This window comes from Pseudomonas sp. NFR02, assembly GCF_900119375.1.
GTDB lineage: Bacteria > Pseudomonadota > Gammaproteobacteria > Pseudomonadales > Pseudomonadaceae > Aquipseudomonas > Aquipseudomonas paracarnis.
In genome coordinates, this window is record NZ_FPJJ01000007.1 from 201,868 (window position 1) to 212,987 (window position 11,120).

The window sequence follows — 11,120 nt, forward strand, 5'->3', positions numbered from 1 at the left end:
CCTTATTGTTGTGATTGTCAGGGATTTACTGGGCGAACAACCCTTCGAAGTGCTTGAACCCTTTCACTTCGATGGGGTTACCGCTGGGGTCGAGAAAAAACATCGTGCGCTGCTCGCCAGGTTCGCCGGCAAAGCGGGTCACGGGTGGAATCTCGAAGCGCGTGCCCAGGCGGGTGAGGCGCTCGGCAAGCGTCAGCCACTCATCAAGTGGTAACACCACGCCCAGGTGTGGCATCAGTACCTGGTGCTCACCGACCAGGCCGGTGCGTGTGGTTGGGAAGGGCGTACCGAGGTGCAGTGAAAGTTGATTGCCGAAAAAGTCGAAGTCGATCCAGGTCTCGCTGCACCGGCCCTCGGTGCAACCCAAAACATCTCGATAAAAAATGCGCGCCTCGTCTAAGTCATAAACATGGTATGCAGCGTGAAAGGGTCTGTTCATGGCTGGTTCTCCAGATGGGGAACTGTCAGGTTAAACAGGCGATGCCGCCAGGGTAAAACGGGTTTGCCTTGGTCTGAGCGAAAGGAAAACTTATGGATGTTCGATTCCTGAGGAGCCTGGTCGCTGTCATTGAAACCGGGTCGATAGCCGCCGCTGCGCGCCGTGAAAATCGTAGTGCCGCGGCGATCAGCCTGCGGGTCAAGGCGCTTGAGCGCACGCTGGGTTGTACGCTGCTCATGCGCACGGCACATGCCGCTTGGCCTTCGGATCAATGCTTGCTGCTCTTGCCCAGAATCCAGGCAGTTATTGAACAGGCGCGCCAGCTGCAGGAGCAGCTGAGCCAGGACGAGTTATCGGGGGAAATTAAAATCGGGGCCATTTCCACGGCGCTGACCGGCGTCTTGCCGGGGGTGATCGAGCGTCTGACAATGTCAGCACCCAAGCTGAGGCTGAAGATCACACCCGGCGACTCCAGAAGCCTTTATGAGAAGTTACTCAACCAGGAGTTGGATGCGGCGATACTGGTACGGCCGCCGTTTCAACCGCCCAAAGCCTTGTCGATGGCCTTGCTGCGTGCCGAACCCTTGATTCTGGTTGCGCCCGCCCAGTGGGGTGCGCAGGCGCTGGCTGCCTTGTTACGTGAACGCCCATTCATCCGCTATGACGCACGCTCCTGGGGCGGTCAGATTGCCCAGCGCTTTCTGGATGAACAGTCCTTCGACCCAGAGGTGCTATGTGAGCTGGATGCGCTGGAAACTATCCTGATGCTGGTCGCCCAAGGGATGGGGGTTTCGCTGGTGCCGCAGTGGGCGGGCATGCCCTCCAACGGCATCAGTGTGTTACCGGCCGGCAACCCGCAGTGCTATGCGCGCGAGCTGGTAGTCATGTACGGCTCGACACCGCGCCGTCCACTGGCGATGCGGCACCTACTTGAAGTGTTGCGCGGCGCGGTTACTGCGGCCCAGTAACGCGGCTGACAACGCGACCGATCGTCAACCCCTGCAACAGGATCGAAGACAGCACCACGATATAGGTGATGCTCAGCAACAAGTCACGCTCAGGGCCCAGGGGCAGGGCCAGGGCCAATGCCACCGAGACGCCGCCGCGCAGGCCGCCCCAGGTGAGGATGCGGATAGTGCCGCGTGGTACCGAGCGCCAACGGCGCAGCAACAGGATCGCCGGGGCCACGGTCAGCAGGCGCGAGAGCAGGATCGCCACCGCCAGCAGGCTGGCCGCGAACACGTGCAGCCAGTTGAATGGCAATAGCAGCAGCTCCATGCCGATCAGCGCAAACAGCAGCGCGTTGAGCATGTCATCGAGCAATTCCCAGAAACCATCCAGGTAGCGACGCGTCATGTCGTTCATCGCCAGCTTGCGTCCCAGGTTACCGATGATCAGCCCCGCGACCACCATCGCAATCGGTGCGGACACATGCAGCTCCGAAGCCATGGCCGAGCCGCCGATCACCAGGGCGAGGGTCAGCATGACTTCGATCTGGTGCTGTTCGATGCTCTTGATCATCAGGTACACGAGGTAGCCGATCAGCCCGCCAAACAGCACGCCGCCAATGGCTTCGTGGGCAAACAGCATGGCCGTGGCGCCCACGGTGGGTGTTTCACCCAACTGCGCGATGCCCAGCAGCACGGTAAACACCACCACGGCGGTGCCGTCATTGAACAGCGACTCGCCGACGATGGTGGTTTTCAGCGGTTTGGAGGCATTGGCGGTCCGCAGCACGCCGAGCACCGCAATGGGGTCGGTGGGGGAAATCAGCGCGCCGAACAGCAAGCAGTAAAGGAAGCTCACGTGCCAGCCAAACAGGGCGAAGATGTAGTACGCCAGGCTGCCGATCACCACGGTGGCGATCAACACGCCAAAGGTTGCCAGCAGGCCGATGGGCCAGCGGTAGCTGCGCAAGTCGTTCAAGTTGACGTGCAAGGCGCCGGCGAACAGCAGGAACGACAGCATCCAGTTCATCAGCAAATCGCCGAAGTCGATCTGGCCGATCAGCTGTTGGACGCGTTCCTCTAAGCCTGGGTAGCCGAGCACGCTCAGGCCTTGCAGGATCAGCGAGAACAGCAGTGCGGTGACCATCACGCCGATGGTGGGCGGCAGGCCGATAAAACGGAAGTTCACATAAGTGAGCAGGGTGGTGAGGCAGATGAAAGCGGCGACAAGTTCAAGCATCCGGGGTCCTTGGAGCAGGGAAATATAGGCGCACGGGGTGCGTCGAATCGGGGTTTAGTATAAACAGGTGCTGTTACATGACGTATCAATTAAGGAGGTTCTGGTGGTAGCGACAGCCCTGGTGCTGGTAGCGGCGCTGTTGCATGCGACGTGGAACACCTTGATCAAGTTCAGTGGCGAGCGCCTTTTAGTCATCGCTTGCATGGACAGTGTGGCGCTGCTGTTCGTGGTATTGGCGGTGGGGTTCGTGTCTTTGCCGCCGCTGGAACTCTGGCCGTGGCTCGTTGGCTCGGCGCTGTTTGAATTGCTCTATCGCTATTTGTTGATCCAGGCCTATCGGGTGGGTGACCTGGGCCTGGTATATCCGTTGATGCGCGGTTTGTCGCCGCTGGTGGTGCTGGTGCTGACCCTGGTGTTTGCCGGCGAAGTGCTGAGTACCCAGCAAATCCTGGGGATTCTGCTGATCCCGTTCGGTATGGTGTGCCTGTTGTGGCAGGGCGGCGGCGGTGACCGGTTGCCCTGGTCGATGCTACCCGTGGTGTTGCTGATCGGCCTGTGCATTGGCTGTTACACCTTTTTGGACGGGCAGGCGTTGCGGCGCTGGTCGCACCCGCTGGATTACCTGGTGTGGTTGACGCTGATCAGCGCCTGGCCGTTTCCGCTGCTGGCGCTGGTGCGCAAGCGTGCAGCCTTCAGCCTGTTCTGGCGCACCCAGTGGCGGTTGGGGTTGAGCGTGGGGTTATGCGTGTTGTTGAGCTACGCTTTGGTACTTTGGGCCATGCAGTTGGGCTCGATTGCCGAAGCCGCCGCGCTGCGCGAAGTCAGTGTGATTCTGGTGGTGCTGTTCGGGATGCGTTACTTGAAAGAACCTTTTGGCCGTCCACGGCTCATAGCCTGTGGGTTGGTGTTGATTGGCATGTTGGTGATGAAACTCTAACCGTCGGATAAAACTAAAAGGAATCGGTGATGACAGTCGCTTTATGGTGTGTGTTGATCGCAATCTTTCTGCCGTACATCTGCACCGGTGTGGCCAAGTTCAGTACAGGCAAGTTCGGGCCACGGGATAACCACGACCCGCGTGCCTTCCTCGAGAGCCTGGAAGGCGTCGCCAAGCGTGCTCATAGCGCGCAACTCAACAGTTTCGAAGTGACCCCGGCGTTTGCCGCCGCAGTCATCATTGCGCACCTGGCCGGCAACGCCGAACTGGTGACGATCAACGTGCTGGCAGTGCTGTTTATCACCAGCCGCCTGCTGTACATCATTTGCTACCTGGCGGACTGGGCGATCTTGCGTTCGCTGGTGTGGGCCGTGGGTATGGCGTTGATTGCGAGTTTCTTCTTCGTCTCGATCTGAGGGATGACGCCGTCGCTATGCGGGAGGGAGCAAGCCCTGCTGTTGATCAATTAAATGTGGGAGCTGGCTTGCCTGCGAAAGCGGTCGTGCAGTAACAGATGCAGTGACTGACACGCCGCCTTCGCGGGCAAGACCGCTCCCACAGGGGATTTGCGATAACTGGCTGGGATCAGGGCAAGCCCCCACCCACATTGACTATCAGAGGTTGTCAGGTGCCGGCAGGCGCATCCGGCACCTGGGGCAACGCCGCGCCTTTGGGCCACAGCATCCAGATCTGCCCTTGCTGTTTCATGTTTCCCGCCAACTCGCCTGCGGCATTGCCTGTGCCCCAGAACAGATCTGCGCGCACTTCGCCGGTGATTGCGCCGCCGGTGTCCTGCGCGGCGACCGGGCGTGCCAGTGGCGTGCCGTCCGGCTTGGTGGTCGACAACCACAACAGGCTGCCCAGCGGAATCACCTTGCGATCCACCGCCACGCTGTAGCCGGCGGTCAATGGCACGTTCAGCGAACCGCGCGGGCCTTCGTTACTGTCGGGGCGGGCGCTGAAGAATACGTAGCTGGGGTTGCTCGCCAACAGTTCTGGAATGCGCTGCGGGTGGGCCTTGGCCCAGGCGCTGATGGCGGCCATGGTCACGTCTTCTTTTTTCAGTTCGCCTTGTTCCACCAGCCAACGGCCTATGGGGCGGTACGGGTAGCCGTTCTGGTCGCCGTAACCCACACGCAGTTGGCGCCCACCGGCCAGTTGAATACGCCCCGAGCCCTGGATCTGCAGGAATTGCAGGTCCATCGGGTCGGTCAGCCAGGCGATCGGCTTGGCGGTGGAGCCTTGGCTGTTGAGGGTGCTGGCGTCGTCATACGGCTTGAGCACACGACCTTCCAGGCGCCCGCGCAGGCGCTTGCCCTTGAGTTCCGGGTAGATGCTGTCGAGGTTGACGATGATCAGGTCGTCCGGCACGCCGTATACCGGCACGTGGGCGGTGGCGGTCTTGGTCAGGCTGCCGGGGTAGACCGGCTCGTAATAACCTGTGATCAAGCCGTTTGGCGTGTTGTCCGCCGAACGCAGGCCGAAGACATCCAGGTGTTCCTTGAGAAAGCCACGAACCGCCACGGCATCGCCCGGAACGCTGGTCGCTGTCGCGCAGGTCGGGCCCCAGATCGGGTCGGCCTTGAGGCGCTGGCAGGCGCTGCGCCAGGATTCGAAGCCGGCGAGCAAGTCGCTGTCGGAAACGCTCGGCAAGGCTTCCCACGGTGCGCTCACGTAGGTGGCAACGGCGTGAGGTTTGGTGGGTTCCTGGGCAGCTTCTTTGCCGGCGTCTTTACCGGCATCGCAGCCGGCCAGTAGCGCGAACATTGGCAGAGCCCACGCCAAGCGCCGGCCCCAGGGTTTGAAGGTGACATTCATGCAAGCAATTCCTGAAACGATTGCCCGTGCTTCACTGCATTCGGGCAACCCTTATTATTAATAGGGCTATTGGTCTTTGCGGGCGGTGCGAGGATACTGGCCGCCGTTTCCCGTGACCTTGAAGCCATGATGATGTTAAAAAAATTGACCGTTGTATTGCTGGCCTGCCTGGCAGTGTCTGCCTGTGGCGGTGTTGATCCCAATTCCCCCCTGGGCCAGCGCAAGGCGATCTTCAAGCAGATGCTCAAGACTGGTGAAGACCTGGGCGGGATGCTGCGCGGGCGTATCCCATTTGACGGCGCCAAGTTCGCCGAGGGTGCGGTCAAACTGGATGCGTTGTCCCATGAGCCGTGGAAGCATTTCCCGAGCGTGCGCGAAGAAGACCACACCAGTGCCAAAGATGATGTGTGGCAAAAACAGGCGCAGTTCCAACAATTGGCCCGCGATCTTGAGGCGGCCACCGGTGAATTGGTGATCGCCAGCCAAGTGCAGCCCTACAAGGCCAGCAGCCTGCAACCTGCGGTGCAAAAAGTTGAAGATGCCTGCAGCGCCTGCCATAAACAGTTCCGCGATCATTGACCGGTTTTACTGGTCAAGTTCTTCCACCGCGTCTTGCAGCTCTTTGCGCGAGTCGGCCAGCTTCTCCTTACGCTTGTTGATCTTGTCCGGGTCGCCTTTTTTCATAGCCTTGTCGAGGTCGGCCTGACGGCGGCTGACTTCGTGCTTGGCGTCGAGCACTTTGTTTTCACGTTCTTTCTTCAAGCCGGCATCGGTGCAGTGGGTAGTGACTTCGTCCAAGGCTTTTTCCAGACCGGCCTGCTGGGCGCGGTTACCGTGGGCCTTGGCCTGTTCGATCTGGCTGCTGATGGCCTGGCGCTTGGCGGCGCAGCCGGTGAGGGGTTGTACGTCTTCGGCGGCCAACAGCGGCGTGGCCATGAAGCTTGCGACGGTCAGCAAGGCAAAGGGGGCGAGAAATTTCATATAAAGCTCCAAGTTCGCAATCAGGTGGCCGGGGGTGTTCAAAACCCATCTATCCCGGCTACGCGTAATGTTTCAGCCAAGGCTTGTACCTGCGGGTCGCGAAAAAAAGCGCTGAGTTGCGCCGCGCGTCCCGGGCCAATGCCGTCTGAGGCCAGCCAGGCTTGGGGGTCTTTGGCGACCAGCGTCTGCCAGTTACCTTCCAAGTTGTTGCGCGCCGCTGGCGGTATGCCCAAGGCGCGGAGCCATTGTAAAAAAGGGCGTTGCCGGGCGCTTTGAATACTGTCGAGCACCCGCGCACGGGTCCGCTCGCCTAAGCCCTCAATGGTAGCAAGCTCGGCCGCATCCAGGGTCAACCAATCGAGAAAGCCTGCGATTAGACCGGCCTGAATCAATACGTTCCAGGTTTCACGGCCCATATGGGGTAAGGCCAGGCCGTGTTTGCCGCTCAGCCAGGTGAGGCGGGCGAGCAACTGATCTTCGCAGCCGGGGTCCAGTTGCCAGCAGCTCAAAGCGTGGAAGTCTTGAGGGTCGGGTACCTGCAGGTCCACGCGCGTCTCGTTGCGCAGGATCACCTCGTCCAGTCGCGGTATCACTTGGCCCGCCAGGCTGATCGACACATGATCGCCGGGGCGGATATCCAGGGCTTGCCAGCGTTTCAGGGAGCTGGCACTGACCCGGCTGATCTGCCGATCATCCAGCCGCACGGGTTCCAGTTCGAGGATTGGAGTAATGCGCCCGGTGCGCCCCACCCTGAAGTGGACATTGCGTACCAGGGCCAGGGCCTTGATGGCAGGGTACTTCCAGGCAACCGACCAATACGGCGCACTGGCTTGCCAGCGCTCGGCGGGCGCTCGCGCAGCCTGGTGCAGCACCACGCCATCGCTGGCGAAAGGCAATGCCGCGTTGTACCAGTGCGTGCGCCAATGCGCAGCTTCGCTAACGGAAGCGACGGGTTGGCTGTACTGCTGGCTGTCGCTAAACCCCCAGCGCGCCAGGGTGGCCAGGCGTTCGGTGAAGTCCTTCGGGCCGTCGGGCCATGCCCAGACGAACAGGCCGATCCCTGCCGCCTCGGCGTCGCTCAATTGGCGACGGTTCATCAGGCCAGCCACTTTACTGCGTGCATTGAGCCCGCCCTTGAGCGCTTGCACATGGTGATTGAGGCGCCAATAGAGTTCGCCTTGCAGCACCACGTCAATGGCGTCGGGCAACTGTTGGACAATGCCGGGGATCTTGGCGGCGGAGGCTGACCAGTCGTGCCCCAGCAGGCCGTCGCCCCGACTGATGAGCTGGTGCAAGCGGCCTTGGCGATACACCAGGGTCACCGCGACGCCATCGACCTTGGGTTGGACCCATACATCCTGGCGTGTGCTAAGCCAGTCACTGACGGCAGGCTCGCCCGGCAGCTTTTGCAGGCCGGTGTGCGCGACCGGGTGACGTAGGGTGCCGCGCGCACTGGCTAGCGGGTTATCAGCCTTGGGGGGCTGCTGGCGGGCGCATTCTTGCCAATGCGCGAGGCGCTTGCGGGCCTGGTCGTAGAGTTCATCGCTGATCAGGGATTGGCCCTGCCGATGGTAGCTGTCGTCCCACTGCTGGATTTGCCTGGACAGGGTTTCCAACTGCAAGTGAACGTTATCCGGACAGGCTTCGGCCCAGGCCCAGGCTGGCAGGGCGCTTATGAGAGCAGCCAGTAATACGTGCATCATGAGCATCCTTGCTCGAAAAGGGCGCCCAGCCTAAGTGATCCACGCGCCCACAAAAAAGCCCCGACCGAGCGGGGCTTTTTACCGGGTATTTCTGTTTACTTGAACAGGCCGCCCAAGGCCTTCACAGCGTCGTTGTTTTCAGCCTTGGCCTGCTGTTTTTGCTGCTTGGCGTCGACTTTTGCCTGGCTGTCGGCGAGTTTGTTGCAAGCTTTGTTGACCTGCTCCAGCGCAGCCTCATATGCCCGCACTTTCAACAGATCGTTCTTGGCATTGGCCGCGTCGATCTTGGCTTGCAGGTCTTTGGGTTGCTGCTGGCAGTCGCCGGCGTTGCCGCCACCGAGCTGGGCACTCAGGGCGCCGCTCAGCGCGTTCAGGTCAGCGGCCTGGGCCGACAGGGTGAACAGGCTGAGCAGAAGGGCGGCAGGGGCGAGCGTGGAAATGCGCATGAAAACCTCAATGTTCGATTGCCTGCGCGCTTATCCATCCCGGGCGGGCGCAGTGCAATATCCAAATAAGGTGAAGGGCCCGAGAGGGCGCGGATTCTAGTGGGCCATCATTTTGCCTGCAAGCCTTGGATCCAAAAAAGCCCGAAGAGGCCCTGCAGGCAACAAAAAGCCCCGCCAGGCAGACCTGGCGGGGCTCTATTTACCGCGAACGATTACAGGCCGGCGGCGGTACGCAGGTCGTTGGCGCGGTCGGTTTTTTCCCAGGTGAAGGTACTGAAGGTGTCATCACCCACAGTCTTCTGCGCCGGGGTGCGGCCGAAGTGGCCGTAGGCTGCGGTTTCCTGGTACATCGGGTGCAGCAGGTCGAGCATGGTGGTGATCGCGTAAGGGCGCAGGTCGAAGATCTCACGCACCAGTTTGACGATCTTGTCATCGCTGATCTTGCCGGTGCCGAAGGTGTTCAGCGAGATCGACGTAGGCTGGGCGACGCCAATGGCGTAGGAAACCTGGATTTCGCAGCGCTCGGCCAGGCCGGCAGCCACGATGTTCTTGGCCACATAACGACCGGCGTAAGCCGCAGAGCGGTCAACCTTGGACGGGTCCTTGCCGGAGAATGCACCACCGCCGTGACGGGCCATGCCGCCGTAGCTGTCGACGATGATCTTGCGGCCGGTCAGGCCGCAGTCGCCCACGGGGCCACCGATGATGAACTGGCCGGTCGGGTTGATGTGGAACTGGGTGTCCTTGGTCAGCAGCTCGGCAGGCAACACGTGCTTGACGATCAGTTCCATCACGCCTTCACGCAGGTCGGCGTAGGACACATCCGGGTTGTGCTGGGTCGACAGTACGACGGCGTCGATGCCCACCACTTTGCCGCCTTCGTAGCGGCAGGTCACCTGGGACTTGGCGTCCGGGCGCAGCCATGGCAGTACGCCGGATTTACGCGCCTCGGCCTGGCGTTGTACCAGCTGGTGCGAGAAGGTGATCGGCGCGGGCATCAGTACGTCGGTTTCGTTGCTGGCGTAGCCGAACATCAGGCCCTGGTCGCCGGCGCCCTGGTCTTCAGGTTTGGCCCGGTCAACGCCCTGGTTGATATCTGGGGACTGCTTGCCGATGATGTTCATCACGCCGCAGGTTGCGCCGTCAAAGCCGACGTCGGAGCTGTTGTAGCCAATGTCGGTGATCACGTCACGCACGATCTGCTCCAGGTCGACCCAGGCAGTGGTGGTAACTTCGCCGGCGATGATCGCCACGCCCGTTTTCACCAGCGTCTCGCACGCCACACGGGCGAACTTGTCTTCAGCGATGATAGCGTCCAGCACCGCATCAGAAATCTGGTCGGCGATTTTGTCCGGATGCCCTTCAGACACGGACTCGGAGGTGAAAAGGGAGTATTCGCTCATCTCGATGTTTTCCTGATATTTACCGATGGTGAGTGTCGCCAGTCGGTCGCTGAAAATGGCGGACCTGAATCTGGAAACCATTACGTAAACCTACATAGAGGCTTTCCCCGGGAACGAGTCCCGCAGCGGTGGCCCAACGGGCCAGATCGTCCTGTTCAAAACCCAGCCAGAGATCACCGCAGGCCTCCTTGGCCCAATTCTGGTTGTGGCTGCATAAATCCGTAACCAGCAGGCTACCGCCGGGGTGCAGCAACCCGGCCATTTGCTTGAGGGCTTCTGCCGGGGCGGCGAAATGGTGCAAGACCATGTTCAGCACCACGCAATCGGCTCGCAGGCCGGTGTCACTCAGGGCGTCGGCCAACTGCAGGCGCACATTGCCCAAGGCTTCGCGCTCACAGAGTTGGCGCGCTAGTTCAAGCATCGCCGGGCTGTTATCCAGCGCGGTGACCTGCTCGAAGCGACACGCCAGTTCGGGCAGGAAACCGCCGTCGCCAGGGCCGACTTCCAAGGCCGTGGCCTCTTCACTGAAGCTCAGCTTGTCCAGCAGCGCCAGTACGCTTTCGCGGTACTGGGCCAAGCCGGCGATCAGATCCTGCTGGGCGCGAAACTTGTCGGCCACCCGTGAGAAAAAATCCTGGCTGGCGGCGGCGCGTTGTCCGTGCACCTGGCCGATGCGCGATTGCACATCGCCGGGCAGGCACAAGTTATCCACTTCGTCGAGCAGGGCAGCGTGCAATTTGCCGCCAAGCAGTTCGGTATGGGGCAGGGCGCGCCGGTAGAAAATCGCATTGCCTTCGCGACGGGTAGCCACCAGGTCGGCCTGGGCCAGCACCTTCAAATGATGGCTCATGCCGGATTGGCCGATGGCGAAGATCTGCGCCAGCTCCAGTACCCCGAAAGAATCGTTGGCCAGTGCGCGCAGTACGTTCAAGCGCAACGGATCGCCAGCGGCCTTGCACAAGGCAGCCAGTTCATCGCCGTCGTCAGGACGCAGGGAGGGCACGGGTAGGTTCATAAGGCCAGCAGTCTAGTGACGGGTGTAGATCCCCGCAAGGCCAATATCAAAAAGTTTTGATATTGATCGATAAGTGGCGGTTATAAGCCATCGCTATAACCTTTAGACGAACCGGTTAAAGGTTTCTGCAAGGGATTGATGCCCAAAGCACAGGAAAAACGCCCACAAGTAACTATCTTTCATTGCCCGCA

12 protein-coding genes are annotated in these 11,120 nt (G+C 60.8%); 4 read left to right on the forward strand and 8 right to left on the reverse strand.

Annotated features, from left to right (window positions below):
• Positions 1-25: 25 nt before the first annotated feature.
• On the reverse strand, positions 26-439 hold the full coding sequence (locus tag BT199_RS20860; protein WP_019817440.1) for a VOC family protein: 414 nt from the start codon (positions 437-439) through the stop codon (positions 26-28).
• A gap of 92 nt (positions 440-531) precedes the next feature.
• Here BT199_RS20860 and BT199_RS20865 point away from each other — a divergent pair, with 92 nt between their 5' ends.
• Positions 532-1,407 (forward strand): LysR substrate-binding domain-containing protein, encoded by an 876-nt coding sequence (locus BT199_RS20865; protein WP_072435392.1) that lies wholly within the window; start codon positions 532-534, stop codon positions 1,405-1,407.
• On the opposite strand, the gene BT199_RS20870 is transcribed toward BT199_RS20865, so the two are convergent.
• Positions 1,391-2,626 carry a cation:proton antiporter gene (locus BT199_RS20870; protein ID WP_014720288.1) on the reverse strand — a complete coding sequence of 412 codons (1,236 nt, stop codon included), beginning with the start codon at positions 2,624-2,626 and terminating at the stop codon, positions 1,391-1,393. The two genes, BT199_RS20865 and BT199_RS20870, sit on opposite strands and share 17 nt — an antisense overlap.
• Positions 2,627-2,729: 103 nt before the next feature.
• On the opposite strand from BT199_RS20870, the gene BT199_RS20875 reads away from it, so the two are divergent.
• Together BT199_RS20875 and BT199_RS20880 are read left to right on the forward strand one after the other, a co-directional pair.
• Complete coding sequence (locus tag BT199_RS20875) at positions 2,730-3,563, forward strand: EamA family transporter (protein WP_072435393.1); 834 nt, start codon at positions 2,730-2,732, stop codon at positions 3,561-3,563.
• A gap of 29 nt (positions 3,564-3,592) precedes the next feature.
• On the forward strand, positions 3,593-3,979 hold the full coding sequence (locus tag BT199_RS20880) for an MAPEG family protein (RefSeq protein ID WP_014720286.1): 387 nt from the start codon (positions 3,593-3,595) through the stop codon (positions 3,977-3,979).
• Between the two features lie 208 nt (positions 3,980-4,187).
• Here BT199_RS20880 and BT199_RS20885 read toward each other — a convergent pair whose 3' ends face one another.
• Positions 4,188-5,381, reverse strand: coding sequence for a murein transglycosylase A (locus BT199_RS20885; RefSeq protein WP_072435394.1), 1,194 nt, complete (start codon positions 5,379-5,381; stop codon positions 4,188-4,190).
• A 129-nt stretch (positions 5,382-5,510) separates the two neighbouring features.
• On the opposite strand from BT199_RS20885, the gene BT199_RS20890 reads away from it, so the two are divergent.
• Complete coding sequence (locus tag BT199_RS20890; protein ID WP_019817443.1) at positions 5,511-5,960, forward strand: c-type cytochrome; 450 nt, start codon at positions 5,511-5,513, stop codon at positions 5,958-5,960.
• Positions 5,961-5,966: 6 nt separating this feature from the next.
• Here BT199_RS20890 and BT199_RS20895 read toward each other — a convergent pair whose 3' ends face one another.
• The 5 genes from BT199_RS20895 to BT199_RS20915 all read right to left on the reverse strand — a co-directional run bounded on the left by BT199_RS20895 (position 5,967) and on the right by BT199_RS20915 (position 10,929).
• A complete protein-coding gene (locus tag BT199_RS20895) occupies positions 5,967-6,362 on the reverse strand; it encodes a DUF1090 domain-containing protein (RefSeq protein WP_014720283.1) in 396 nt (131 codons plus the stop codon).
• A gap of 38 nt (positions 6,363-6,400) precedes the next feature.
• The gene (gene ligB, locus BT199_RS20900) at positions 6,401-8,065 is read right to left on the reverse strand and encodes an NAD-dependent DNA ligase LigB (RefSeq protein ID WP_072435395.1); all 1,665 of its coding nucleotides are present in this window, start codon (positions 8,063-8,065) and stop codon (positions 6,401-6,403) included.
• Between the two features lie 95 nt (positions 8,066-8,160).
• Positions 8,161-8,511, reverse strand: coding sequence for a DUF1090 family protein (locus BT199_RS20905; RefSeq protein ID WP_014720281.1), 351 nt, complete (start codon positions 8,509-8,511; stop codon positions 8,161-8,163).
• A 212-nt stretch (positions 8,512-8,723) separates the two neighbouring features.
• Entirely contained in the window at positions 8,724-9,914 is a 1,191-nt protein-coding gene (gene metK, locus BT199_RS20910; protein ID WP_003194964.1) for a methionine adenosyltransferase, read from the reverse strand.
• Between the two features lie 19 nt (positions 9,915-9,933).
• A complete protein-coding gene (locus tag BT199_RS20915; RefSeq protein ID WP_072435396.1) occupies positions 9,934-10,929 on the reverse strand; it encodes an ArsR/SmtB family transcription factor in 996 nt (331 codons plus the stop codon).
• Between the last annotated feature and the right edge of the window lie 191 nt (positions 10,930-11,120).